The 26716-nt window shown below is 67.8% G+C and carries 20 protein-coding genes; 9 read left to right on the forward strand and 11 right to left on the reverse strand.

The genetic code is table 11. The annotated features are described in order from the left end of the window. Nucleotides 1-25: 25 nt before the first annotated feature. The 4 genes from E1H18_RS01470 to E1H18_RS01485 are packed head-to-tail and all read right to left on the reverse strand — an operon-like array spanning nt 26 to nt 5256. Nucleotides 26-331, reverse strand: coding sequence for a DUF4387 family protein (locus E1H18_RS01470; protein WP_172262989.1), 306 nt, complete (start codon nt 329-331; stop codon nt 26-28). After that, nucleotides 331-1716, reverse strand: a complete 1386-nt coding sequence (locus E1H18_RS01475; RefSeq protein ID WP_172262991.1) for an acyclic terpene utilization AtuA family protein — start codon at nt 1714-1716, stop codon at nt 331-333. The genes E1H18_RS01470 and E1H18_RS01475 overlap by 1 nt, the downstream gene beginning before the upstream one ends. Next, a complete protein-coding gene (locus E1H18_RS01480) occupies nt 1713-3077 on the reverse strand; it encodes a CitMHS family transporter (protein ID WP_370526388.1) in 1365 nt (454 codons plus the stop codon). The genes E1H18_RS01475 and E1H18_RS01480 overlap by 4 nt, the downstream gene beginning before the upstream one ends. A gap of 10 nt (nt 3078-3087) precedes the next feature. After that, nucleotides 3088-5256 carry a TonB-dependent receptor gene (locus E1H18_RS01485; protein ID WP_172262993.1) on the reverse strand — a complete coding sequence of 723 codons (2169 nt, stop codon included), beginning with the start codon at nt 5254-5256 and terminating at the stop codon, nt 3088-3090. Nucleotides 5257-5369: 113 nt separating this feature from the next. On the opposite strand from E1H18_RS01485, the gene E1H18_RS01490 reads away from it, so the two are divergent. The 5 genes from E1H18_RS01490 to E1H18_RS01510 all read left to right on the forward strand — a co-directional run bounded on the left by E1H18_RS01490 (nt 5370) and on the right by E1H18_RS01510 (nt 14909). Beyond that, nucleotides 5370-6551 (forward strand): citrate synthase, encoded by a 1182-nt coding sequence (locus tag E1H18_RS01490; protein WP_172262995.1) that lies wholly within the window; start codon nt 5370-5372, stop codon nt 6549-6551. 162 nt (nt 6552-6713) lie between these two features. Then, entirely contained in the window at nt 6714-9434 is a 2721-nt protein-coding gene (locus E1H18_RS01495) for an FG-GAP-like repeat-containing protein (protein ID WP_172262997.1), read from the forward strand. Nucleotides 9435-9518: 84 nt separating this feature from the next. Further along, nucleotides 9519-10775 (forward strand): TetR/AcrR family transcriptional regulator, encoded by a 1257-nt coding sequence (locus E1H18_RS01500; protein WP_172262999.1) that lies wholly within the window; start codon nt 9519-9521, stop codon nt 10773-10775. A gap of 270 nt (nt 10776-11045) precedes the next feature. Then, nucleotides 11046-13259, forward strand: a complete 2214-nt coding sequence (locus E1H18_RS01505; RefSeq protein WP_172263001.1) for a TonB-dependent receptor — start codon at nt 11046-11048, stop codon at nt 13257-13259. Nucleotides 13260-13331: 72 nt separating this feature from the next. Further along, nucleotides 13332-14909 carry an alkaline phosphatase gene (locus E1H18_RS01510; RefSeq protein WP_172263003.1) on the forward strand — a complete coding sequence of 526 codons (1578 nt, stop codon included), beginning with the start codon at nt 13332-13334 and terminating at the stop codon, nt 14907-14909. A gap of 64 nt (nt 14910-14973) precedes the next feature. Here E1H18_RS01510 and E1H18_RS01515 read toward each other — a convergent pair whose 3' ends face one another. The 5 genes from E1H18_RS01515 to E1H18_RS01535 all read right to left on the reverse strand — a co-directional run bounded on the left by E1H18_RS01515 (nt 14974) and on the right by E1H18_RS01535 (nt 20202). Continuing rightward, nucleotides 14974-17571: a TonB-dependent siderophore receptor gene (locus tag E1H18_RS01515; RefSeq protein ID WP_172263005.1), complete on the reverse strand. Its 2598-nt coding sequence runs from the start codon at nt 17569-17571 to the stop codon at nt 14974-14976. A gap of 116 nt (nt 17572-17687) precedes the next feature. Beyond that, the gene (locus E1H18_RS01520; RefSeq protein ID WP_172263007.1) at nt 17688-18152 is read right to left on the reverse strand and encodes a DUF6644 family protein; all 465 of its coding nucleotides are present in this window, start codon (nt 18150-18152) and stop codon (nt 17688-17690) included. Between the two features lie 15 nt (nt 18153-18167). Further along, nucleotides 18168-18656: a DUF6644 family protein gene (locus E1H18_RS01525; RefSeq protein ID WP_172263009.1), complete on the reverse strand. Its 489-nt coding sequence runs from the start codon at nt 18654-18656 to the stop codon at nt 18168-18170. A gap of 12 nt (nt 18657-18668) precedes the next feature. Further along, the gene (locus E1H18_RS01530) at nt 18669-19115 is read right to left on the reverse strand and encodes a DUF6152 family protein (RefSeq protein WP_172263011.1); all 447 of its coding nucleotides are present in this window, start codon (nt 19113-19115) and stop codon (nt 18669-18671) included. Nucleotides 19116-19194: 79 nt separating this feature from the next. Then, nucleotides 19195-20202 carry a LysR substrate-binding domain-containing protein gene (locus E1H18_RS01535; RefSeq protein ID WP_172263013.1) on the reverse strand — a complete coding sequence of 336 codons (1008 nt, stop codon included), beginning with the start codon at nt 20200-20202 and terminating at the stop codon, nt 19195-19197. Nucleotides 20203-20520: 318 nt separating this feature from the next. On the opposite strand from E1H18_RS01535, the gene E1H18_RS01540 reads away from it, so the two are divergent. Next, entirely contained in the window at nt 20521-21501 is a 981-nt protein-coding gene (locus E1H18_RS01540) for a hypothetical protein (protein ID WP_172263015.1), read from the forward strand. A gap of 33 nt (nt 21502-21534) precedes the next feature. Further along, nucleotides 21535-22428, forward strand: coding sequence for a hypothetical protein (locus E1H18_RS01545; protein ID WP_172263017.1), 894 nt, complete (start codon nt 21535-21537; stop codon nt 22426-22428). 47 nt (nt 22429-22475) lie between these two features. Here the strand turns inward: E1H18_RS01545 and E1H18_RS01550 are convergent, their stop codons facing one another. Beyond that, the gene (locus tag E1H18_RS01550; RefSeq protein WP_172263019.1) at nt 22476-23024 is read right to left on the reverse strand and encodes a cytochrome c; all 549 of its coding nucleotides are present in this window, start codon (nt 23022-23024) and stop codon (nt 22476-22478) included. Nucleotides 23025-23174: 150 nt separating this feature from the next. Next, a complete protein-coding gene (locus E1H18_RS01555; protein WP_172263021.1) occupies nt 23175-24392 on the reverse strand; it encodes a hypothetical protein in 1218 nt (405 codons plus the stop codon). A gap of 224 nt (nt 24393-24616) precedes the next feature. Here E1H18_RS01555 and E1H18_RS01560 point away from each other — a divergent pair, with 224 nt between their 5' ends. Further along, a complete protein-coding gene (locus E1H18_RS01560; RefSeq protein ID WP_172263023.1) occupies nt 24617-25732 on the forward strand; it encodes a dipeptidase in 1116 nt (371 codons plus the stop codon). A gap of 2 nt (nt 25733-25734) precedes the next feature. Then, on the forward strand, nt 25735-26553 hold the full coding sequence (locus E1H18_RS01565; protein ID WP_172263025.1) for a phosphate/phosphite/phosphonate ABC transporter substrate-binding protein: 819 nt from the start codon (nt 25735-25737) through the stop codon (nt 26551-26553). The last annotated feature ends 163 nt before the right edge of the window (nt 26554-26716 follow it).

Consider the following 26716-nt stretch of genomic DNA (forward strand, 5'->3'; position numbering starts at 1 on the left):
CAAGCGGCGCGTGAAGACAAGCGGCTTAGATCTCCAACTCCAGCAACGGCACGAATTGCTGGCCGCCGTGCATGTCGCGCTCGAACGCGCCGCCTTGGGCGTGGCGTCGCGGATAGGCGTACTTGATCACCGCCAAGTCGGGAACATCGACGCGCTTGGCGGAGCCGGGCTCCAGCCGCAACGCCCGCTCGATGGCCGTCGTGGCAAGCTCTGGCGCGTCCTTGCTGCTGTCGAAGACCTCACGCGAGGGAAAGAAGATGTCGACAGTGATCCAGAACGGCCCCGCCGCCTTGGAGCGCACATAGCGAGCGACGTCTTTCAGCTGGGCCATCAGGCGATCTCCGGGGTCTTGCTGTCGATCATGTCGCGGCGGACCAGTTCCAGCCCATCCTGTGTCGCCACGACGTGGTTGAGGACGAAGTCGTAGGCGCGGCCGCGCTCGACCTCGGCCGGCGAGAACGGGAAGCCGTAGCTGGGGAGCTCCTTCCCGCGACGGACCGGGAAATGGAAGAAGTAGGGATTGCAGGTTCGGGCGATGCGTGTGGCCAGATCCTGGGTCTCGGCCGTGGCGACGAACATCAGGCCGATCTCGCGGGGCGGCGCGGTTCCCTCGGCGGTCGGCAGGCCCGACACCGCGTTCCAGCCATAGGGGCGCAGCGAGATGTCGAAGGTTTCCGGCGCCAAGCCCATGACCTTGCGCACGCGCTCGACCAGGGCTGCGTGCAGGGTCGCGACGAACCCGTCGACCACCGCCAGCACGGCGGGATCGGCGATGCCGACCCACATCAGGGTCTGGAACGGCCCGAGCGCCGCCCCTTCCAGCTTCATGGTGTAGGGCCGGGGCAGGAACTGGGACCCCGTCACCCGCACGCCCCGCTCCCCGATCGGCGCATACTGCGCCTGGGTCACGTCCAGCACGCCGCCGGGTTCGGTCAGGATGAAGGGGTCGCTGTTCTCGTACAGCATGTGCGAGGAGACGCTGTAGACGTCGCAGCGGTTCTGGGCGCTGAGCGGCCAGACCTCGAACGCCTCCCGCCCGACCTTGATCAGGACGCCGCCGTCGGTGGGATCGACCGTGCAGAGACCGCCGCATTCGGAGATCTTGCCCGCGTGCCAGGCCGCCCCCGCCCCTGCCCCGCGCATCAGCGGCACGGCGGCGATCACGGCGGTGTCGGTGGTCCGCCCGCCCAGGACGATGTCGGCCCCGTCCTGCAGGGCGGCGATGTAGGGCTCCGGTCCCATCAGGGCCACGATGTGCTCGCAGCGCTCGACCGTGGCGGCGTCCAGCGGTCCCAGCGGCGCGAGGGGCGATATCTGGCCGGCCTCCAGCCTGGCCAGCAGCTGTTCGCGGGTCAGCTCCGAGTGCAGGGTCGCGATCTTCGGGCTCTGCCCCAGTTCGCTGGCGACCTCCCGAGCGATGTCCAGCGTCCAGGCCACACCGGCGTCGCCGCCGGCCGTGCCGCAGGTGCCGATCAGCAGCGGCACGCCGTACTGGGCGCGCGCGGCCATCAGCACCCGCAGGTCCGACTTCACGGCCTCGCGGCTATACTTGGAAATGCCCGTGGCCAGGCAGGACGGGCCGCTGTCGGTCGAGCCGGCGTCCAGCGCGATGGCGTGCGCGCCTTGGGCCAGGCCCGCCTCTACATGCTCGGGGTCGATGCCGGCGCCCAGGGCGCCGACGGGAACGACGACAAGGGTGTCTTCGAAATCGGTCATGATGCGCTCCGCGCGAGAACTGGGGCCGCCGGCGCCTCGGCGGTCGGGGCGGCGATCGGTTTTCCGGACAGGGGAACGGCGCCGAAAACTACGGCCGCCAGGATCATCAGGGTCATCAACGCCAGCGCCCACTTCAGGCCGAACCGCTGCATGGCGCCGACATCGACATTGAGCAGGCCGGCGACCAGATAGACCGCCGCCACCAAGGGGCTCAGCACATGGACCGTCTGGCCCAGCATGGCCGCGCGGGCGATGGCCTCGGGCGCGATGCCATAGGCTTGGCCCATCTCGGCGATGATCGGAACGATGCCGAAGAAGAACGCGTCGTTGGACAGGAAGAAGGTCATCGGGCCGCTGGCGAAGGCGGTGACCACCGCCAGATGCGGTCCCCAAGCCGGCGGCAGCACGGCCAGGAACGCCTTGCCCATCTCGGCGACCATGCCGGTCCCTTCGAGGACGCCGGTAAAGGTCGCGGCCGCGAACACCAGAACGACGATGCCCATCACCGCCGGTGCGTGCGCCGCAAGACGCGCGCGCTGATCGTCGAGCCGCGGATAGTTCAGCGTCAGGGCGACCGCGAAGCCGATCATGAACACCACCGGCAGCGGCGCCAGGCGCAGGATCGCGGCCAGCAGCACGACGATCGTCAGCCCCAGGTTCAGCCACCACAGCTTGGGTCGCGCCAGCGCGGCCTGGGCGGGATCGACGCGCCAGGCGTCGGGGGTCAACTCCTGCACGCCCAACCGCCGACGCTCGACGCCGCCCAGATGCCAGGCCAGGGCCGCGACGCCCAGCAGTCCGACCGCCATGACTGGGATCAGCGGCAGGAAGATCGCATTGGGATCGACCTGCAGCACCGCCGCCAGCCGCGCCAGGGGTCCGCCCCACGGCACCATGTTGATGATGGCGTTGGACGAGCCCAGCAGCGCGGCCAGGATCAGCGGGTTCATGCCCAACTGGCTGTAGATCGGCAGGAAGGCCGTGATCGTCACCATGGCGGTCGTGGCCCCATCGCCGTCCAGCGAGACGATCGCCGCCACCGCCGCGGTGCCCAGGGCGACCTTGCGCGGATCGCCACCGACCATGGTCAGCACCCGGTCGACCAGCGGCCGAAACAGGCCCGCGTCGATCATCACGCCGAAATAGAAGACCGCGAACAGCAGCACCGCGGCGGTCGGGGCCAGCTTGACCAGGCCCTTGACGATCATCTGGCCGATCGCGGGGGCGAAGCCGCAAAGCCCCGCGACCACGACCGGCACCAGGATCAGCGCGGCCACCGCCGACAGTCGCCGGGTCATGATCAGCGTCATGAACACGGCGACCATCGCGAACCCGGCGAAGGCGAGAAGCGAGGAACTCACGGCCGCCCCCTCAGTAGCGCCAGCGCAGGGTCGCGCCGTAGGTCTTGGGCGGACCGAAATAGGCGAACTGGCCGCCCGCCAGGATGTACTGGTGGGTGATCGTCACCTCGTCGGTCAGGTTCTTGCCCCACACCACCGCCTCCCAGCGTCCGTCCGGGCTGCGATAGCCCAGCCGGGCGTCGACCAGGGTCCGCGCCGGGCGGACATTGATGCGGTTGTTGTCGATGTCGTCGAAGATGAAGCTCTCGTAGTTGACGTCCACCGCCCCGAACACGGCGCCGCCCGACGCCAGAGCCCGCTCATAGGCCGGCGACAGGGAGATCTTGTGGCGTGGGTTGCGGTTCAGGCGATTGCCCGAGAGGTCCGCCCCGCCCGTGACCAGATCGACGAACCGCGCATCGGTGAAGGCGTAGGCCGCGCCCAGCGAGAAGCCGCCGCCCGGCGTCCACTGTGTGGTGATCTCAGCCCCGCGAATCCGCGCCGAGCCGGCATTGGTCGTGAAGGTGTCGAAGCCCACCGTCCGACGAACCTGCAGGTCGTCATAGTCGATCCAGAACAGGCTGGGATTGAACAGCAGGGTGCGCCCGAACAGCTGGGTCTTCAGGCCGATCTCGTAGGACGTGGCGATCTCGGCGTCGAACGGCGTGGCCGCCGAGGTCGGCGTCGAGGGCGTGTCCTGGTAGCCGCCGCTCTTGAAGCCCGTCGAGATCGAGCCATAGGCCATGGCGTCGTCAGACAGTTCGTAGTTGGCGCCCAGGCGCCAGGTCAGCTGGTTCCAGGAGTCGGACGCCCGGATGGCGTAGCGACTGGCCGCGCGGACCAGCGCCGTGCTGGCCTGGGTCGAGACGCCGTAGTCCTTCTTGTCGCGCGAATAGCGCAGGCCGCCGAAGACCTTCAGGCGATCGGTCAGCGCATAGGTGACGTCGGCGAAGGCCGCGGCGCTGTCGGTGACGTTGTTCTGGTCGTACTGATCGCGGGCCAGGAAGGTGTTCGACGGCGCTGGCGGGCTGTCCAGCACCAGCAGGTCGGTGCGGCTGGTGTCGGCGCGGTAGAGATAGAGCCCCGTCACCCAGGATAGCGGGCCGCCCGGCGCCGCCGTCAGCCGCAGTTCCTGGCTCCAGAACTCGGTCTCCTCGTATTGGCCGCCTCGGATGTTGATGCGGTTGGTGGTCGGATTGCCCCCGTCCCCATCCCCGAAAGAGTCGTAGTCCAGCCAGCGATAGCTGCCGACATAGGACAGGATCGCCTTGCCGAAATCGTAGTCGAGATTGAGGCGCACGCCGTAGGTGTCGCGATGGTCGTCGCCATTGATGTCCATGCGCGTGACGCCGGGATCGCGATCGACGGCTCCGCGCCAGACCGCCGCGCTGGAACTGGCCGGGTCGACGCCGATCGTGTGGCGCGCCGGCAGGGTGGCGCGGTTGCGCGTGCCGTCGGCGGCGATCAGGGCCGTCAGCCGGTCGTTCGGCTTGAACAGCAGTTGGGCGCGCAGGCTCTGGGTGTCGTCGTCCTGTACGCGGTTGTTGAGGTTGAGATTGCGCACGAAGCCGTCGTGCTGACGGGTGCTGGCGCTGATCCGCAAAGCCACCGTCTCGCCCAGCGGCAGGTTGGCGTAGGCCGCCAGTTCGCGCCGATCGTAGTTGCCCAAGGTCGCGGCGACGCTGGCGTCGAAACCGGCCAGGCTGGGCCGACGGCTGACGACGTGCAGCGCGCCGCCGACGACGTTCTTGCCCCACAGCGTGCCCTGCGGCCCCTTCAGCACCTCGATGCGCTCGACGTCGAAGGCGTCGAAGGCCACCGCCGCCGGCCGGCCCATATAGACCTCGTCGATGAACACCGCCGTCGAGGGATCGCCCGCCGCGCCCCGGTCGGACGAGCCGATGCCGCGGATCGCGGGGCGCGGCTGGCTGGTCGGGAAGGCGTCGAAGTTCAAGCCGACCGTCCGGTTGGCGACCTCGCCCACCTCGGTGATGCGCGCCTGCTCGATCTGCTTGGCGCCGAAGACGTTCATGGTGATCGGCACGTCCTGGACATTCTCGGCCCGACGCTGGGCCGTGACGACGACCTCGTCGATCGTGGCGGCTGGCTGCGGCGCGGCCGAAACCTGCGCAATGGCGGCCGAGGCCGTCGCGGCCAGTACGACGCCCAGCGGCGCCGCGGCGATGATCGCCTTCTTCATGGCTGTTTCCTTTCCCTCTGATGCGGCTCTGCGGCCGTCTTGAGCGCAAGGACACACGGCGCATCAATGTTCGTCAATCTTGACGAATTGCGTCGATGTTTGGAAAAAGGCGCATGAGCGATGATCTCTACATGGACGCGCCGGAGGCGGCCGAGGCGCTGGGCATCTCGGTTCCGACGCTCTACTCCTATGTCAGCCGCAAGGGATTGCGGTCATTCGCCGTGCCTGGCACGCGCCGCAGGCGGTACTGGCGGGCCGACATCCAGGCGCTGCTGACGACCTTCGAACCGCAGGGGACCGAACCGCCCGCGCCGTCCACGCGCATCACCCTGCTGACCGCCACCGGAACCTATTATCGCGGCCAGGACGTCGTCGAACTGGCCGAGCGCTCGAGCGTCGAGGAGGTCGCCGCCTTGCTCTGGCAGGTCCCGGCGGACCAGATCTTCACTGACCGCTTGCCACATGCGCCGCCTATGCTGCCAGCGATTCTCGTGGCCCTGAACGACGCGCCGACGCTGGACCGGGCGATGTCGCTGCTGCCGCTGATCGAGCGCGCCAATCCCCGGGCGTTCGACCTTTCCCCCGCCGGCTTTGCCGCCTCCGGCGCGGACGCCCTGCGCTGGCTGACGGCGCTGATCCTGGGCGCCGATGCCCCGTCCGCCGCACCGCTGCATCTTGCGATCGCCGGCGTCCTGGGCGCCGACATGGCCTTTTCGGATCTGATCCGGCGCGCCCTGATCCTGATCGCCGACCACGAGTTCGCCGCCACCACCCATGCCGTGCGGGCAGCGGCCAGCACCGGCCTGACCCCCTATGCGGCAGTGCTGGTCGGCCTGGTCGCCGCCACCGGCCAGAAGGCCAAGATCCAGCGCTACGAGGCCGTGCGTCGCCTGGTGCTGGAGATCCTCAACGCCGCTGATCCGGCCCAGCCGATCATCTCGCGTTTCCGCGCCGGCGAGGACCTGGCGGGCTTCGAGACCCTGCCAATGCACATGGGCGGCGACCGACGCGCTCAGGCGCTGCTGTCGGCCTGCCGCGCGGCCTTGGCCGACGACCCGCTGTTTCGAAAGCTCGAGGCCGCGGTCCATGTCGTGACGGACCTTACCGCGCGAGAACCGGGCGTCATCGTGCTGCTGGCCTTCCTGGGCCATCGGCTGGGCTTGTCCGGCAACGAATTGGCCCTGGGCACGATCGGCCGCGCCATCGGCTGGATCGCCCACGCCCAGGAAGCCATGGCCGAGCCGATGATCGGCCGCACCGCGCGCGCCAGCTACGACGGCCCCCTGCCGACCTAGACCGTGTCAGGCCAAGGAGCGCATCCGGCGCCCTGATGCTCCAGCCCCCTCAAATGGGGATGGGGCCGCATCCATTGGCCGATACCGTCGATCAAAGGCGTAACGCGCGCTGGCCGCGAACCGCCGCGTCTCCACAGCTGCGCCCAACAGTTGAGAACGCTTATGCCCGGTCCGACGCCGATCACGCTGAACCCGCTCCCCACCACCGCAGCGTGGTCGAGCAGCGCATTCAACGTCGCCTTCATCGGCAAGGTCGCGCGGCAGGGCATGGATCCCTCTGGCGCGACCGTGGCCAATCTTCTCTTCAGCACCTATGGCGACCTGACCGGCGACGGCTGGCCCGAGATCGTTCTGTCCGGCTGGTCGTACCGCGGCTGGAACGCGCCTGGAAAGCCGCCGGCCGTGCCGATCACGGTGATCTCCACGTCACCGACAGGCACGAAGATCGTCGACAGCGCCGCGCTGCTGGGCGTGAGCAGCTATCCCGGCACGGCGATGCTGCGGATCGCGGATTTCAACGGCGACGGCCGCAACGACCTGTTCATCGCCGGGCACAACGAAAGCCCGTTCACGGTCACGCAGACCACGCTGTTCACCTGGACGGCGTCAGGCTTCACCGCCAAACAGAGCGCGTTCCTGGTCACGGCGCACGAGGGCCATGTCGGCGACTTCGACGGTGACGGCAAGATCGACGCCGTGCTGTCGGCCTACTATTCCGAAGGCGCGTTCCCCGCGATCTTCGCCACTGGCGCCAACGGCAGCTGGTACCAGGCGTCCGGCTCCAAGTCGGTGCTCCTGCTCGAGATGAACGACGGCCAGGGCGGCTTCAAATCGTATCCTCTGGTGTTCGATCGCTCGATCGCCGACCTTGAGAAATCCGACGCCTGGCAAGCCGGGAACTGGGGCGGCGGCTCGGCCAGCGCCTTCGCCGACTTCGACGGGGACGGCAAGACCGATGTCGTGGTTGTCGACCTGAACACGCGTCAGGACCATCGGCGGGGCGACAGCTATGTGATTTCCGACATCCAGTTCGAGGCCGCGAGCGCCTACGGCAAGCTGACGAAGCTGCCCCTGCCCTACTTCGTGCGCGACAGCACCTATGCGGGCGCCGCTTTCAGCGCCAGCGAACTGTCGCACGACATCCAGGTCATGCCGTTCGACTACAACAACGACGGCCTGATGGACATTCTCATCAACTCGATGGTCTGGAACCAGGGCGACGTCGATGGCGGACAGGACTACTCCGTCACCCAGGTGCTGAGGAACGACGGGGGGCTGAAGTTCACCGACGTCACCGATCAGGTCTTCTACAACGCCTATCTGGGCAAGCAGGAGCCGTCCCACGACTCCATCCTGGCGGACGTGAACGGCGATGGCTTCCTGGATCTGATCTCCACCGCGGAACCCGACTACATCACCGGCGGCGTCCGCCCCAACAGCGCCTCGAACGAGGTGTTCATCAACACCGGAAACGGCAAGTTCGTCTCTGCCCTGTGGAGCCAGTTCAGCGCCCTGACCGAGGCCGCCAACGCCCTGCTGGTCGGCATGGGCATCGGCCGAAACTCATTCCAGGGCATATCCCACACCTTCTTTCCCTATATGACGCCGGACAAGAAGCTGGGCTTTGTCACGTCCGAAAACGTCTGGCTCTCCACATCCGCCTACGAGCAGTACTTCTTCAACGTCACGCCCAAGGTCGCCCTCTCGACCGGCCCCGGCGGCGTCAATCCGGCGCTGCAGGGCGCGTCCGGCTTCAACGAGGCCTATTATCTGACCGAGCATACGTCGGCGGCCGCAGCGGTGCAGGCCAAGACCTACGCCAGCGGTCTGGAGCACTATCTGGCTGTAGGCCGCGCCACGGGGCTGCTGGGCTTCGCCAAGAACGCCTCCGTGGAGGGCTCGGCCGCGGCGGACACCATCGTGCTGCGCGAGGGGGCGGAAAAGGCGTTCGGCCACGGCGGCGCCGATCTCATCACAGGTGGGGCTGGCAATGACTTCATCGACGGCGGCGATGGCGTCGACACGGCGATCTATTCAGGGGTCGCGGCGGACTACAGCTGGACCAAGGCCGCCGACGGTTCCTGGACGGTTCGCGACCTGCGGCCCGGCTCGCCCGATGGCGCGGACCAGCTCAACAATGTCGAAATCCTGCGCTTCTCCGACAAGTCTGTCGCGCTCTCCGTCAGCTTCTCGGCCGCCATCGAGACGGCCTTCGCGTCTATCCTCCGGAGCGCGAGCACCCAGGCCTCGCAGGGCGCCATCGCCAGCGATCTGATGCTCAAGGTCGCCGGCGGACTGACGGATGCGCAAGCGATCGCCGAACTGGTCAAGGCGGCCGACGCCACCACCTCCGTCGCGTCGATGAGCTACCAGTTCTTCACCGGCAAGGTCCCGAGCGCACGGGGCTTCGACTTCCTGGTCTCGCCGACCGGCCCCAACGGCGCCAACCTCAACAGCGAGGCCTATGCCAAGTTCAACACCGTCAACCGCTACATCAACTTCGCCATGAACCTGGGCCGCAACGGCGAGGCCAAGGACAGCTTCGCCACCGAGTACGGGTCGCTGACCCTGTTCGAGGCCACCCGGAAGGCCTACGGTGTCATCTTCGGCAGCGTGCCGAACGACGCCAAGGTTTCCCAACTGCTGGAAGGCCGCATCGCGTTCCTCGCCAGCTTCAGCGGCGACCCGGCGGAGGGCGTCGGCACGAAGGCGGCGATGGTCGGTTTCCTGCTGGCCGCGGCGGCGACCGAGAACCTGGGCGTTATCGCGCGCTCGAACGACGCCTGGCTTACCGACCTGGCCGACGGTTCGGCGCCGTACGCCGTGAACCTCCTCGATCCGGCTGCTGGCTACTACAGGGCTGACTTCATCTTTGGAGGGTGAGCCCTGAAGTCTTTGGACCCGCCCCGGCGATCAGAAGGCCATTGCCTCTCGACATCGACCAAACCCTGACATCAAGAAAGGCGCATGGCGCCTAGATCCGAACCTGTCGTTTCGCCCCGATCCATCGACGCCGGACGCGTCCTCGAGGCCGCCGCCGCCATCGTCGCCCGGGTCGGCTTGAGAGGCCTGACGCTCCGGGACCTCGCCCAGGCGCTGGGCAAGAGCACCACCGTCATCGTCAACCTGTTCGGCTCGCGCGGGGGCCTGATCACAGCCCTTTCCACGAGCGCCCTGGAACAGGACAGGGCCTTTCACGAGCGCTTCTTCGGCGAGTTGGGCGAACTGGAGCCCAGCCGAGACGCCCTGCTGGCGATCCTGGGTCGCTATCTGCGCCGCCGGGCCGCGCTGTCGGCGTCGTTCGTGCGCATCTGGGAAGAGCTCGTGGTCGACGCCGACCAGGATCTGGTTTCGACACTGCGCGCGTGGGAGGCCATGCGCCTGGCGGCCTGGAAGGGTTTTCTCTCCCGCGATCCCAAGTTGCAGCCGATGGCGGAGGTCGTCACGACCTATCTGGTCATCGAGCAATTCTACGCCGGCGCCCTGGCCGACCGGGCCGACTACGAAGCCATCGCCGCCGAAGGCCTGGCGGGACTGGTCGATCGGGCCTTCGGACTGGAGGATGCTCCGGCCACCACCACCGAGGCCTATGTGGCGCGAATGACCATACCCGAGGCGCCGAACGGCGACGGACCCAACGGCGTGATCCGATTGAAACTCCTCGATATCGCCGCCGACCAGATTCTGCTCGGCGGCCTGCCCGCAGTCACCAACAGGTCCGTTTGCCAGGCCGCGGGCGTGTCGACCTCGACCATCGCCTATCACTGGAGCGACATGCGTCGGTTTCAGATCGACGCCATCTGGCGCTGCGTCTTCCGGGACATGCCCCAGCAACTGGACTATCGCCGCCCCGCCGTATCGGCCTCGCCGACCCTGGAAGGCTGGAGTGCGTTGATGGCTAACACCGCACGCGCCAGCGCCCTCCCCGGTGAAGGCTTCTATGTGCGCTATGCCCGCCTCATCGCCCACATCTGCCTGGAGGCGCGCCGCGATCCGCAACTGCAGACCTTGGCGATGATCCTCAGAGGACCGGAGGGCGGCGGCACCTACGTCGGGCGCGCCGCAGTCTGGCCGCCGCAGTTCGCGCTGAGCCGCCGGGCCGCCACGCGGTTCGCGCTGTGGATCAAGGGCCGGGCCCTGATCGATTCCACCCTGGGGGAAAAGCCGACGTCCCGCCAGATGGTCGAGGCCGCCCACCGGCTTGTCGCGATGCACCTGCGCTGAGTCGAGCATTCGTTATTTCAAAGAACGTCGCTCGATCGTCATTCGCGCAAAAATCGAGCATTTCCGTCACGAAACTATTGCAGCCACGGACTACACGGGCCGGCGTTGTCGAGCGGTTGTTATTTTTGACAACAGCAAGCGACCGTCCGGAGTGATCCCCCCGGCTCACGGCGGCGCTTGCGCTCTGCGCCCTCGCCCGCTCGGCAACGCCGTCTTGAACCCCAGCCGGCGCCCTTGAGGGGTTCGCGCGTCGGCCCGATGGATCGACCCATGCAACGTCTCTTCACTGGCGCATCCTGCGCCATCCTGGCCTTCGCCATTGCTCAGTCCGCGGCGGCCGCGGAAACCCGCCCCACGCACGAGCCCACCGTGCTCGACGACATCGTCGTCACCGCTCAGCGTCGCGAGCAGTCCAGCCAGGACGTGGGCGTCGCCCTGACCGTGATCAGCGGCAAGGACCTTGCCGAGAAGGGCGTCAGCGTCGTCAACGACATCGAGAACGTCGTCCCGAACATGGAGGTCGACAGCCAGTTCGGCAGCGGCCAGCCCAGCTTCCGCATTCGCGGCATCGGCACGCGCGAATACTCCAGCAACAACGCCTCGACCGTCGGCATCTACGTCGATGAAGTCGCCCACCCCTACACGATCACCACCCAGGGCGCGATGTTCGACATCGCCCGCATGGAAGTGCTGCGCGGCCCGCAAGGCACGCTCTACGGCCGCAACACCACCGGCGGCGCGGTGAACATCATCACCAACGCCCCGACCGCCGAGCGGCGCGCGGGCTTCACCGCCGAGTACGGCTCGTACGACCGCTACATGATCGAAGGCTATGTCTCCGGCCAGATCGCGCCGGGCCTGCGGGGTCGCCTGGCCGCCGTCACCGAACAGGGCGGCGCCTGGCAGTACAACCGCGACACCGGCGAGGAACTGGGCGATCGCGACAAGACCGCCGTGCGCGGCCGCCTGACCTGGGACGCCTCCGAGAACGCCACCGTCGATCTGTCCGCCACCTACCAGGTCGACAAGTCGGACGGCCTGGGCTTCCGCCTGCGCGCGCCCTATCCCGTCTTCGACGGCAGCGTGACCTATCCCACCGACACGGCGCGCCGCATCACCGGCTGGAAGCTCTCCCAAGCCATGGCCGCCGTCTCGGGTCGCGCCCTGGGCTCCAAGCCCGGCCGCGACAACGAAGGCCTTGACATCAGCGCCCGCGTCCGCGCCGACCTGGGCTGGGCGACCTTGAACACCATCACCGCCTACCAGACCTTCAGCCGCTCGGAGTACAACGACTGGGACGGCACCTCGGCGGCGGAGTCGGACGTCTACTTCTACAACGACATCAAGGCCTTCTCGCAGGAAGTGCGCCTGTCGAACGAGGTCGGCCGGCTGAACTGGATGGTCGGCGGCCACTATGCCGACGAAAGCATCGACGGCGGCTTCTACACCGAGTTCCGCGGCGCCAACCGCAACCTGATCCACACGCCCTATGACCAGTCGGTCGAAGCCATCGGGATCTTCACCCACAACAGCTTCGCCCTGACCGATCGCCTCAGCCTGATCGCCGGTCTGCGCTACGAGAACGAAGACCGCAGCCTGACGACCACCGGCACGCGCCGCATCAACGTCGCGGCCGGGCCGGCGACGACCTATGAGACCTCCCTTTCGGAATGGACCGGCCGCTTTGGCCTGGAATATGACCTGGCCGAAAACGCCCTGTTCTATGCCAGCGTCGCGCGGGGCGTGAAGTCGGGCGGCTTCACCACCTACAACGGCCAGTCGCAGACCCCGTTCAGGCCGGAAGTCGTCATCGCCTACGAGGCCGGGATCAAGTCGGACCTGTTCGACAACACCCTGCGGGTCAACGGCGCGGCGTTCTTCTACGACTACGAAGACCAGCAGATCCAAGGCAACGAATACAGCCGCGAGACCGGCCAACTCGGCAAGATCACCAACGTGCCGAAGTCGGAAATCTACGGGGCCGAGATCGAGGCGACCTGGATGCCGGTCAAGGGCCTGACCATCAGCCAGAACCTCGGCTACAAGAAGGGCAAGTACAGCGAGTATTTCGCCATCGACGCCGCCGCCACCAATGCCGCCAACCCGGTCAACGGCCCCTGGGACGTCATCATCTCCAACGACCGCTCGGGCGAACCCCTGCAGTTCCCGGAGCTGAACTATGGCGGCTCGGTCGCCTATGACTGGCAGATGGTCGGCTTCAGCTGGCGCGCAGAGACCAACTACAACTACCGCGACGCGATCTACAACGCCGCCTCGACCTCGGTGCTGCCCAGCTACTGGCTGGTCAACGCCAACCTGTCCATGGGCCCGTCGGACGCCAACTGGCGCGCCTCGCTGTGGGCGCGCAATCTCCTCGACACCAAGTACGAAGAGACCCGCAACAACTTCAACGGCGGCGCCCGCCCGACCAGCTCGCCCAACCAGGGCCGCACGGTCGGCGTGCGCCTGACCATGGACTTCTAAGCAAAACCTACCCAGGCGGGCCGGCTTGTCCGGTCCGCCGCTCCTTGCTGCCGCCCCTTCAGGACGCCGACGATGTCTCTGCTCACCCCCTCGACGCCGATCAGCCGGCGCGCCCTGATCGGCGGTCTGGTCGCCGCCCCCGCGGTGCTGCGCTTCGGCCAGGCGCATGCCGGCGGCGCCTACCTGTTCCCACTGGGCGTCGCCAGCGGCGATCCCTGGCCCGACGGCTTCGTGCTGTGGACCCGGCTGGCCGCCGATCCGATCGCCCCCGACGGCCAAGGCGGACTGTCCGCCCCGGTCGAGGTGCTGTGGGAAGTGTCGGCCAACGAGACCTTCACCCGCCCCGTCGCCAGCGGCCGCGTCACCGCCAACGCCGCCAGCGCCCACGCCGTCCACGTCGAGGTCCAAGGCCTGCGTCCCGGTCGTCCGTACTGGTACCGCTTCACCGCCGCCGGGCAGCAAAGCCCGGTGGGTCTCGCCCGCACCGCGCCGGCGCCGAACGCCGCCGTCGAGCGCCTGAAGCTGGCCGTCGCCTCCTGCTCGAACTGGGAAGTCGGCTATTTCAGCGCCTATGGCCACATGGCCGACGAAGCGCCGGACCTGACCCTGTTCCTGGGCGATTACATCTACGAATACACCCGCACGGGGGAGCGCGCGGCCGGGGCCGTTCGCCACTACGGCTTCGAGGAAGCCACGACCCTGGCGGGTTACCGCAATCGCTACGCCCTGCACCGCACCGACGCCGACCTGCAGCGACTGCACGCGGCCGCCCCGTGCCTGGTCACCTGGGACGACCATGAGGTCCTGGACAACTACTCCGGCATCTGGCCCAACAAGGGCGGCAGCCCACGTGACTTCCTGCGCCGCCGCGCCGCCGGCTATCGGGCCTTCTACGAGGCCATGCCGATCCGCCGCGCCACCGTCGATGCGCAGTTGCAGATGCCCATCCACAAGCGCATCCGCTACGGCCGCCTGGCCGAGTTCTACATGTTGGACGGGCGCCAGTATCGCTCGCGCGGCGCCTGCGTGGACGAAGGCGGTCCCAAGGGCCAAATCGTCACCGACAGCCAGTGCGCAGACCGGTTGGACCCGTCACGCACCTTCCTGGGCTTCGAACAGGAGCGCTGGCTCTATGACGGCCTGGCCCGCACCGACGCCCGATGGACCATCCTGGGCCAGGACCTGGTGATGGCCGGCCTGAGGTTCGAGCGCCCGGACCAGGAAACCCGCTACTGGACCGACACCTGGGACGGCTTCCCCGCCGCCCGCGATCGCATGACCCAGGCCCTGCACACGCTGAAGCCGCGCAACCCCGTCGTCCTGGCCGGCGACTACCACTCGTTCTGGACCAACGACGTCAAGCTGGACAGCCGTGACGAAGCCTCGCCCACGGTGGCGACCGAGTTCGTGGGCACCTCCATCACTTCGGGCGGCCCACCCTACGAAGGGCTGATGTCGGTCATGCCGGCCAATCCGCACATCAAGTTCTTCGACAGCCGCGTGCGGGGCTACATGTCGATCGACGTCACGCCGCGCCTCATGACCACGCGCTATCAGACCGTCAGCGACGTCCGCGATCCGAAGGCCTCGCTGTCCACCCTGAACACCTGGATCGTCGAGGACGGCAACCCGGGCGCCTTGCGGGCTTGATCGGCGCGGCCGCTTCGATCACAGGGACGCCGGCAGCGCTCTGCCTGCCGGCGTCCCCAGCGCATCAATACTGGTAACGAACAGTCGCCGACCAGAACGCGCCCTCGGGACCGATCGCCCCGTTGTTCTGGTAGGAGTAGAGCGCCTGGGCGGGCAGCAGCGGATCAGGCGTCTTGGTCGGCTTGGCCCCGAAGATGTTGTTGCCCGACACCGTCAGGCGAACATTCTCGCGCACGTCGACCGACACGTTGAGGTCCGTCGTCCACAGGCCGCCAATATCGTAATCATACTGGGTGATCCCGGCCCACGGACCGGTGGTCGGCGGCACATTGACCGTGCCCGAGCGGCGCAGCTTGCCCCAGTGGCTCTGGCGCACATTGACGTCGAACGGCCCACGCTTCCAGCCCGCCGACAGGATGTGCTTGGACTTGGGCACCGAGTTCTTGAGGTTGGTGGCCGCGCTCGCGTCCAGCAGCGTGATCCCGTACGAGGCCAGCACCGGCGGCGCGTCATAGATCTTGCGCAGCGAGATCTTGTTGAAGTTGGCCGCGTAGCCCAGCGTGAAGGTGTCGCGCTCCAGGCGGAAGACCTTGTCCGCCGTGATCTCGATGCCGTCCGTGCGGATGTCCGACGAGTTGACCAGATAGCTGATGCCGTCGCCGCGCAGGATGCGGCCGTTGGTCAGCTGCTCCGACAGCGACGGGCTGCCGGTGGCCGGGCCCAGCGGGCGGGCGGCGACGTTGAAGTTGGCGATCTGGGTGATGCGGTTCTCGACGTCGATGCGATAGGCGTCGACCGCCAGCTTGATGCCCCAGAACGGCTCGGCCACGACGCCGAAGCTGAGATTGACCGAGGTCTCCGGCTGCAGCGGCGAGGCGCCCAGGGCCTGGGCTTCGGGCGACAGCACCGACAGCACGTAGTTGGTGCTGGTGTTGGAGTTGCCGGTCGAGCGGTAGGACAGCGACGCCAGGGCCGGCGCGTGGAAGCCGGTGCTGACCGTGCCGCGCACCGCCAATTGCGGACTGATCTCGTAGCGGCTGGAGGCGCGCCAGGTCGACTTGGAGCCGAAGTCGGAGAAGTCCTCGTAGCGGGCCGCCAGGTCCACGGTCCATTGCGGGGTCAGGTTGAGACCAGCGCCGACATACAGCGACAGGGCCTTGCGATCGATGTTCTGGACGTCGGCGGGGCTGTAGCCCGGCAGGGCCTGCGAAACGCCCAGCGAGCGCGGGATGATCTGGCCGGCGCGCGGGCCGTCCAGGACGCGCGGCGGATTGGCGGCCGAGTTCACGCCGGGCACGCCCCAGGTGTAGGACGCCACGTCGCCGGCGGTCAGGGCGAAGTCTTCCTTGCGGTACTCAGCGCCTACCGACAGGTCGGTGGGGATCGACCACAGGCTCACCGAGCGCTTGAAGTCCAGGTTGCTGGTCCAGGCCGAATAGCGGTTGCTGCCCAGGTAGAAATCCTTCGGGCTGGCCAGGCCCCACGAGGCGTTGATCGAGTTGGTGACATAGAGGTCGACCTTGTCGCGGCCGTAGTTGGTGCTGAGATCCCAGTCCCAGCCGGCCAGGTCCTTGCCGCGGATGCCGACGGCCGACGAGTAGTCCTTCTCGTCGATCTCCTCGACCGGGGTGAAGCCGTCGGGATAGATCGCCCGCACCACCTCGTCGCGGTTGGGCGTGCGGAAGTTCTGCGGCGCGGCCGAAGTGCGCTCGGCGTAGGTGAAGAAGCCATAGGCCTCGGCGGTCTCGCCGATCGGATGGGCGATGTCGGCGGCCAGAGACTTCAGCGTGAACGGCGCCTTGCCCAGGTTTTTCCAGGCGTTGTTGTCGCGCGTGGCCTCGCGCGGATTGGGGATGGCGTTGGCCGGCAGGCTGGGATTGCTGTTCAGCGTGCCGGCGGGAACGACCTCTTGGCCGGTGATCGTGCTGATCGGGAAGTAGAACAGCAGGTTCGGGTTCACCGGGCTGTTGCGGATGACGATCTTCTGGTCGTCGTACTGGCCTGTCAGGCGCAGGTGACCGCCCTGGCCGAACTTGAAGCCCTGGCTGAGCTGGACCACCGTCGTGGCGCCGTCGCCCTTGGTGTACTCGCCATAGCGGACAGAGCCGAAGCCGCCCTCGGCGTCGTCCTCGGTGATGATGTTGATGACGCCGGCGATCGCGTCCGAGCCATACAGCGCCGAAGCCCCGTCACGCAGAACCTCGATGCGGCTGATGGCGCCGCTGGGGATCATCGACAAGTCGACGGGCGCCGTGGCCGAGAAGCCGCCGGCGCCGAGGAAAGCGGTGGAGTGGCGGCGCTTGCCGTTGACCAGCACCAGGGTGTGGCCGGGGTTCTGGCCGCGCAGCTGGCCGGCGCGGACCATGCTGCCGATGTTGGGCGTCGGGACGTTGGGCACGAAGAACGACGGGAGGGTCGCGCCCAGTTGCTCCAGCAGGTTGGCCTTGTTGGCCTGCTCGATCGCCTGGTTGCTCAGAACGTCGATCGGGGCCAGGGCGCTGCTGACGGTGCGGGCCGCGCCGCGGGAGCCAGTTACCACCACCTGGTCGACCTGCCCGTCGACTGTCGCCTCGTCGGCGTGGGCGGCGAACGGCGAGGCGGTCAGGATCGAGAAACCAACGGCGGTCAGAAGTCGGCGGCGGGTGTTGAAGACTTGGCGCATGTTATCCCCTCAGGACGCTCACTTGTCGTTGAGGGGGAGAAGGAACAGATCGCCGAAAACTACTCAACCAGTTGAATTTATGGTATTTTTTCACCAACTTATAACTGTTGGTTACCTCAGATCAGGCCGAGCCACCGTCCGGCGACCAGGGTCGACAACCAGAAGAACAACGATGCGCCGGCCAGCACGCGACTGAGGGCTTCAGCGCCCTCGCGACGCAATGTCGTCAGCACGCCGACCTGCAGCCCCAAGGCCACGACCAGCAAGGCCAGCTTCACCGGGAAGAGCGGGTTGGTGTAGTATTTGTAGGGTCCGGCGGCGACGAGCAGGACGCCCGAGACGGCGACCAGACCCAGCGCGGTCCAGAACACCTTCGAAACCCCGTCCGCCACGGCGACCGCCGGCGTGCCCCGGAAGATCACCCGCAGCGCGCCCAGGTCGGCGGCCAGCACCGCTCCACCCAGCAGGGCCAGGCCCAGCAGGTGCGAGGACTCGACCATCGAAAAGGCGAAGGTGGAGGCCTTCAGGAATTGGCCGGGCCAGGTTTCGCCCAGCCACAGGAAGGCGTCGAGAAGCGACATCGCGGTCCCCAGCTCTCAATAATAGGCGATCAGGCGGCCGGTCACGATGACCCCGGCCCACAGCAGCAGCGAGGCCAGCCCCGCGGCGCGCGCAGAACGGGGAATGACCCCCTCACCCCAGGTCTCGATCGCCTTGTAGGTCGTCGAGTGGAACAGCAGCACGTTGATCCCCGCCACGATCAGCAGGCCGAACTTGATGCGCAGGAAGAGGTTCTCGTAAATCTTCTCGGACTGGGCGACGAACAACAGGCCGCCGCTGAGCACCATGACCGCGAAGCCGACCCAGGTGACCGGCAGCAGCGGCCGGGCCACCGTCACCGGCGCCAGGCGGCGAAACACCACGCCCAGCAGGCGCAGGTCCACCAGGGCGATAGGCCCGGCCATCAGGGCGATGCCGATGATGTGGAAGGTCTGGATGATCGGGAACGCGAGCTCAGACTCGCGTACCGCGGTCGCAATGGGCCACTCATAGACCCAATGGATGGCCGACTGCAGAACGGACATGGAAGTTATCGATCAGCGCGGACGCGGCGCAGCGGCGGCGGGACCGGCGTCGCCGGGGCCGCCGTCACCGGGGGTGCCGCCGGCGACCACGCGACCACCCGGCAGGGTGATCCGGCGGGCGTCGATGATCTTGGCCCCGGTCTTGGCCAGGTAGCCGTCGACGATCAGCGTGTCGCCGACCTTGATGTCGCCCTTGCTGAAGCCGCGCCGGTTCAGCGCGCCCGGCCCTGCGCCCTCGCAGGCCCAGACCGAGGTCTGTCCGCTGGCGCTCTTCACTTCCAGGTGGAAGTAGGAGTGCGGATTGGTCCACTCGACCTTGACCAGCTTGCCGCTCAGCCGCACCGGCTTGGCCGCGTCGTACATGGCCGAGAACGAATGGTGGGCGAAGGCCGGCGAAACCACCGACATCGCCAGGCCGACCAGGGCGGCGCGGCGCGCCAACTTCACACGCGAACTCATCTTCGAAAAACCTCCACTGGGTCGGGGCGACTGCTTAGCTCTTGGCCTGAGCCGGTCGTAATTCCCGCTGGTCATAAGCTTATGCGGCGACCAGACGGCCGGCGGCGCGGGCGGTGCGGTCCTCGACCTGTCGCCGCCATTCGCGCCAGTCGGGCGCATCGGCGGCCGGCGACAGGCCTCCCGGCTGCAGGCCGCGGGTCAGTTCGCGCCGGGTGACGTGCGGCGCCAGGGCCGCCACGAAGTCGATGACATAGTCGCGCGCCACACGGTCGCGGCGCAGCAGGGCATAGGCGCTGCATCCCGGCAGCCCGGTCACCGGCCGACGCACGAGGTCGGCGTCGACATCGGCCATCTCGGCCAACAACCCCACCCCTAGCCCAGCCCGGACATAGGTCTTGATCACCTCGATATCGTGCGCCGCATAGGCGAACTGGGCCGAGGATCCCGCCTTGGCGAAGGCCTCAGCGACCGAGGCGTGCGTACCCAACGCCGACTCGTAGCCAATCAACGGATAGGCGGCGAGCTCGGTCAGGGTCAGCGGTCCCTCGGTCCGCGCCAACGGATGGTCGGCCGGGAACAGCGCGATGCGCCGCCAGTGATAGAGCGGCACCACCAGGTCGGCGGTCTGCGGCCAGTCCATCGAGCTGGCGATCAGCACGTCGGCGTCCTGCTTGGCCGAGACCGACCGCTCGGCGTCGCTGAACAGGTTGAGCCGGACGCTGACATCGGGCGACCTGGCCTTCAGCTGCTTCAGCGCCGGCGGCAGCACGAAGCGCGCCTGGGTCTGGGTGGTGGCGATCACCATCTCGCCGACGGCGTCGCGGCGATGGTTCGCGGCCAGGGTGCGGATGTTGGCGGCCTCGGAGAGGATGACCCGGGCGCGCTCGATGACCTGGGATCCGGCCGGCGTGACCCGTTCCAGGCTCTTGCCGCGCCGATCGAAGATCTGGAAGCCCAGCTCTTCCTCGAGCAGCTTCAACTGCTTGGAGATCCCCGGCTGGGTGGCGTGAACACGCTCCGCCGCCAGGGTGATGTTCAGATTGGCGTCGATAATCGCCAGCAGATATCGCAGTTGCGCCAGGGTCATAGCGTGATCGAGCCCCCTCATGATCGAGCCGGCTCAATTCCTATCTACAAGGTATGCATTTGGTCGATTAAGTTTTTCTCCGCTGCGTATTAGTCGCCCACGCCGCCTGTCCCGCTGCGGCGGGCGCAGCGGGCTCGAAGTGCGAAGCAAAGACCAACACTCGCCACGGCCAGGCTTATGCTCGCAAAGCATAAGCACATGCCGACAAGCATTGTGCGCCTGGATTTACGACTAGGTCATCGGTCGACATCTTCCGCCGACCGCGACCCGGCCTGTCGGGACCGCCGGCCCGATCATGTCTTGTCGAGGATATTTCGCTTGATCCGAGGTTCCACCACCGCCGCGCTGGGCGCGGCGATCACGCTCGCCGCCATAAGCGTCGCCGCGCCGGCCAGCGCCCAAACGCTGACGGGAAAAGCCGCTGAGGCCGCCATCCTTGGCGCTCCCTATCGCGGGGCGGCGGTCGCCACGCCGCGCGGCGCCGACGGCAAGCCCGTGCTGACCGGCTTCTGGAAGCTGCTGCACGAGACCGGCAAGCCCGACGGCAACATCGGCAAGGACCTGCCCGGCTACGCCCTGCCCTTCACCGCCAAGGGTAAGGCCGCCTTCGAGGCCAACCAGAAGGTCATCGATCCGGAAGCCCGCTGCCTGATCTCGGGCGTGCCGCGCCTGCTGACCAGCGTCCTGCCGTTCGAGATCCTGCAGACGCCCAAGCGCCTGGCGACCTTCCATCAGCTGAGCTGGCACCGCTGGGTCTGGCTGGACGGCCGCCAGCCCGACGCCGATCCCGATCCGCGCTATCTGGGCAACGCTATCGGCCACTGGGAAGGCGATACGCTGGTAATCGAGAGCACCGGCTTCCAGGACAGCGCAGACGGCAAGGTCTGGATCGATGACAACGCCAATCCGATCAGCGGCCAGGCCAAGGTCGTCGAGCGCTGGAGCCGCCCCGACTTCCACCACCTGAACCTGGAACTGACGGTCACCGACCCGACCTACTACAGCAAGCCGATCACCTATCGCCGCAGCTGGGTCGCGGGCGCAGCGGGGGAGCACCTGAAGGAGTTCTCTTGCGAGTGGAACACCTGGTGGGTGCTGAACAACCTGGAGCCCGGCCCCGGCGCGATCGGCAAGACCGGCAATCGCGGCTTCGGCCCCGATAACCAGATCGTCCCCGACCTGCCGCTGGGCGCCGTCGAGGGCAATCGCGGCACGGGCTACTGGCTCTATCGCACCAACAAGAAGAAGCCCTCGGACCTGCCGCCGCCCCCGCCGGGCGCTGTCGCAGCCGCTCGCTGATCTTTCCCCTTCTCCAGATTTCCGAGGCTTTCCATGCGCATACAGCGCGCTCTCAACGTTTCGGCCCTGCTGGCCGCCGTCGCCCTGCCGGCGCTCGCCTTCGCCCAGACTGTCGATCCCAATCCCGAGACCAGTGTCGCCCAAGCGGTGACGGCCAAGGCCGACGCCGCGACGCCCGTGCCGCGCGGCCTGGACGGCAAGCCTGACCTGTCGGGCTTCTGGCGGCCGGTCCGCACGCCCGGCAAGCCCGGCGGCAACATGGGCAAGGACGAGCCCAATTTCGACCTGCCCTACAGCGAGCAAGGCCGTCGCGCCCGGCTCTACTCGCAGAACCATACGGTCGATCCCGAAGCCGTCTGCATCCTGGGCGGCATTCCGCGCCACAACGCCTCTGGCCTGGCCTTCGAGGTCCTGCACACGCCCCAGCGCCTGGCCACGCTCTACAACTACAACACCCACCGCTGGGTCACGATCGGCGAGAACCAGACCTTCCCCGCCAAGCTGGAGCCCAGCTATTTCGGCACGGGCCTGGCCCATTGGGAGGGCGAGACCCTGGTGATCGAAACCCGCGGCCTGCGCGACAGCTCCAAGGACAAGATCTGGCTGGACGAGAACGGCGATCCGACGAGCGACCAGACCACCGTGGTCGAGCGCTGGACTCGCTCGGCCTACAACCAGCTGCGCCTGCAGATGACCATCACGGACCTGAAGTACTACACGCGTCCGTTCAAGTTCGACCGCACCTGGCAGTTGGCCGATCCAGGCACGGGCGCCGGCGAATATGCCTGCAACGAGAACAATCTCGACGCCGAGCACATCGGCCCTGGCGCCGGCGTCATCGGTCCCGACGGCAACCGGGGCTTCGGCTACGACGCCCCCCTGCCCGCCGAGCCGCCGGGCCCGGAAGCCTACGACGTCAAGCAGTAGTCGCTTCAGCCCCGGCCATCTTGGCCGGGGCTTTTTCTTGGGACGTTTCATGGCTTGGCCGGAGCGAACCAGAACTGGCCATGGCAGGCGTGGCAGGCCTCGATCAGCTTGCTGCCAGCGATCTCCATCTGCTCGGCGTCGCGCTTGTCGACCGCCGCCAGCACCTCCTGCGCCGCGCCCTGCAGGCGCCAGGCCCGCTCGTTGAACAGCGGCCGATCCTTGTCGAGCGCAGCCTGGATCTGGGCGCCGTTGGAGACCCAGCCCTCATCCTCGGCCTCGACCTTGGCGCCAGCCTTCAACAGCGGGCGGCCTTCCATGACCAACAGGTTCGGCGCTTCCAGCAGCGTCACCGCCGCATTGCGCAGCGCCTTCCAGTCCTCGTCGGTACGGGGCGTATGCGTGACCTCGCCGTTGGCGTCGACGATGGTCGAGGTGGCGTTCCAGATCACGTCCGCGGGGGCGTCGACCTGCGACTGCATGATCTCCTGGATACTGACCTCGGCGCGGGGCCCGACCGCCTTCGACGCGGGCTGCTGGCAGCTGGCCAGCGCTACGGCGCTGGCGGCCATGCCGAGGAACAAGGCGGTGCGTTTCATCTCAAACCCTTCTGGTGGAAAGCCCGCGAACCTGGCGGGCTGACCTAGGGTCTCGAGACCACGCGAAGGGGTTCGGCGGGAAGGTGGAAACTGGTTAGCGCGGCCCCTCACAACGGTTGCCGCGCACGTTGATGAACAGAGCTAAGGCCTTCAACCGGCTGGGAAATGCGTCCCGCGCCCGCCGGTCCCCCAGATCGCGGCCTGGTCGCGCGGCGCGGCGACCAACAAGCGCCCGTCGACGTTCAACTGGTCCAGTCCGTCGATGACGTAGAGCGCCTCGAACGCCGGCGCGCCCGCCGCCTTGCCGGCTAGCTGGCTGAGCCCCTCGCGGCTGGTCACGGTCTCGGCGACCTGGGACAGCGCCGCGTCGCGGGTGCCGGCGATGATGACGATGCGACCGCCAGCCGGACCGGCGAAGCTGCCGACATAGCCGTAGTCCTCGTACATGCCCTTGTTCTCGATCGCCTCCATCGCCTGGCTGGCGTAGCGGTGGCCGGTCTTGCGATCGACCAGCTCGTCATAGGTCTCGCCGACCTCGAAGCGCGAGCCGGAGAACACCGCCTCCTTCAGCGGACCCAGGCCGCTGAGGTAGCCGATGTAGATCAGATTGTTCTCCTTGATCATCGCCGGCGTCAGTTCCGACGCCGTCACCGTCCGCGCGTGGGGACCCAGCAGCGGCGCGACGTGCGCTATGGCCTTGGCCGCCCCGACCGGCACATAGGTCAGCCCAAGGTCGAAATAGCGCTCGCGGCGGTCGGGCTGGCGGGCGGCGGCGCGGGCCAGATCAGTGGCCGATTCCACGCCATACTCGCGCACCATCCGGTCCTGCTGGCCCTCGCGGTATTCGCCGAAGATGTAGTAGTCGCCGACCACGATCAGGGTCGGCCTCTGACTGTCGGCGACACCGCGCCACAGCCCCGTCGCCGCCGGCGCGTTGCTCGACACCAGCCACGTGCCGCTCGCCCAGGCCAGAGGCGCGCCCAGGGTCAGCAGCGCCAGAGCGGCCAGCGCCGGCGCCAAGCGCTTGCCACGCGGCTTGGCGCGCTCGACCGGCGCGGCCAGGGCCAACCGGTACTCGCCGCGCGGGATGGTCAGGGTGAGCGGAGCGCCCTCGAAGGCCGGGGCGGTTTCCAGCCGGCGCCGCAGCTTGTGGACATAGACCCGGGCGACGGCGTCATGGGCCGGGTCGAAGTCCGGCCGGCGGCCGAACACGGCGACCGCAACCTCGCTTTCCTTGGGCGAGCGTTCGGCGGAGGCATGCTCGGCCAGATAGTCGAACAACCGCAGGATCAGCACCGAGCGCCCCAGCGCTCCACTGCGCCGCACGCGATCGATCTCGGTGTTAAGGGCCTGCTTGGCGATCGTCATGTCAGCTCCGAACCGGACGAGATCCTGGCGACCTCAACCGGGTTCGGCGCACGCGCGATCTCTCATCTGCGCGTCATGACATGCAGAGAAATCAGCGACTTATTGCCATAGCGCATAAGCATATATGCGGGCGAGCATCGCTATCGGCGCCTCCAGAAAAGCTTCCCTTCAATTCCTACTTGTTGAGTAGATTATCAAGCCATCCGACACTTGGAGGCCTTGAAATGCAGACGCCTACCCGCCGCGCCACCTTCGCCATTCTCGCCGCAGCCGCCGTGCTGGCCGCGTCCCAAGCTTCCGCGCAGACGGCTGTTCCGGCCGCGGCCAAGGCCGTCCACGACCGACTGCTGACGCTGGACAGTCACGTCGACGTGCTGCTGCCCGGAACCAACCCACGCTACTTCGCCACGGACGGGACGTCGTTCACCAGCTTGGACAAGCTGAAAGCCGGCGGCGTCGACGCCGTGGTCTATGCGGTGGCGGTCTCGACCGGCCCGCGCACCGCCGCCGGCTATGCCGCCGCCGAGACCGAAGCCAAGGCCAAGCTCGCCTGGATCCAGGCCCTGCCCAAGGACAGCGGCGGCGCCATCCAGCTGGCCCGCACGCCAGCCGACATCCGCCGCATCGTCGCCAGCGGCAAGATCGCGGTGCTGACCGGCTTCCTCAACGCCTATTCGCTGGGCGAGGACCTCTCCGCCTTCGATCCCTATTTCGCCGGCGGCGTTCGGGTCGCAGGCCTGACCCACGCCGGCAACAACGCCTTCGCCGATTCCTCGCGCCCCCAGGCCGGGACCGGCGCCGAACACGGCGGCCTGTCGCCGCTGGGCAAGGCCGCCATCGCGCGCTTCAACGACCTGGGCGTGTTGGTCGACGTCTCGCAGCTGACGCCGGACGGCCTGCGCCAGACCCTGGCCATCACCCGCGCCCCGGTCGTGGCCAGCCACTCCGCCGCGCGGCCCCTGGTCGACGTGACCCGCAACCTCTCCGACGCAGAGCTGGACGCCATCAAGGCCAATGGCGGCGTCGTGCAAGTCCCGGCCTTCAACAGCTATCTGGCCGCCAAGGCGGCCGGCCAGGATGAACAGCCGAAGGCGACGCTGAAGGCCTATGTCGACCACATCGACTACATCGCCAAGCGGATCGGCGTGGATCACGTGGGCGTGGGCACCGACTTCAACCATGGCTCGGGCATCGTCGGTTTCGCCGACGCCAGCCAGGCTCCGGCGGTGACGGCCGAGTTGCTGGCCCGGGGCTACAGCCAGGCGGACCTGGCCAAGATCTGGGGCGAGAACTTCCTGCGCGTTCTGGGCGCCGCCCAGGCCGCGGCCAAGGCCAGCTGACCATGAGCGGCGGAACGGAGCGGGTCGCCGGCCTGCCGATGTACGACCTGCCTGAGCTGCAGGACGCCAACGACACGCTCTGGGCGGCGCTGCGTGGACGTCTGTCCGCCGCCGGCGTCGCCACCCCCGAGCGGCTGGATCGCACCCAGCCGCTCGACCGCCTCTGGACCAGCCCAGGCTTGGTGCTGGCCCAGACCTGCGGCTATCCGCTGGGCAAGACGCTCTACGACAAGGTCCAGCTGATCGGCACGCCGCGCTACCTGGCCCACGGCTGCGAGGGCCCCTTCCACCGCAGCGTCGTCGTGGTGCGCGCCCGCGATACAGCCGAAAGCCTGTTCGAGCTGCGGGGACGGCGCTGCGCGGTCAATGCGCTGGACAGCAATACCGGCATGAACCTGCTGCGCGCCGAGATCGCGCCCCTGGCCAAGGGGGCTCCGTTCTTCGGCGCCGTCACCGTGACGGGGGCCCATGCCGAGAGCGCCCGCACGGTGGTCGAGGACGAGGCCGACGTGGCGTCGATCGACTGCGTGACCTGGGCCCACCTGCGCCGCCACCGACCCAAGCTGACCGGCGCGCTGCGCATACTGGCCTGGACGCCCCGCACGCCGGGCCTGCCGCTGATCGCTGCGCCCAACCTGTCGCGCGTGGTCTACAACGCGATCCGGCGGGCGCTGGACGAGGTCATGGCCGATCCGGCCCTGCGCGAGACCCGCCGCTTGCTGCTGCTCGACGGTGTCCACGCCCTGCCCCTGACTCACTATCGCGCGGCGAACTACCTGGAGGAGCTGGCTGCGCGTCAGGGCTATCCGGCGCTGATCTGAACGATCCTCCTTGGCCTGGCCGCACTCAAGGTCGATCTGGCCTGCGGCCACGCCCCCGGCGCGGTCACCCGGCCGGTGTCACCGTTACCGCACCGTTCCTCAACCTGAAACGAACCGTAACCGACGCGACGCAGCGCCCGGCCGTGAGCATAGCGGCCTCTTC

The organism is Caulobacter sp. RHG1 (assembly GCF_013181195.1).
Classification (GTDB): domain Bacteria; phylum Pseudomonadota; class Alphaproteobacteria; order Caulobacterales; family Caulobacteraceae; genus Caulobacter.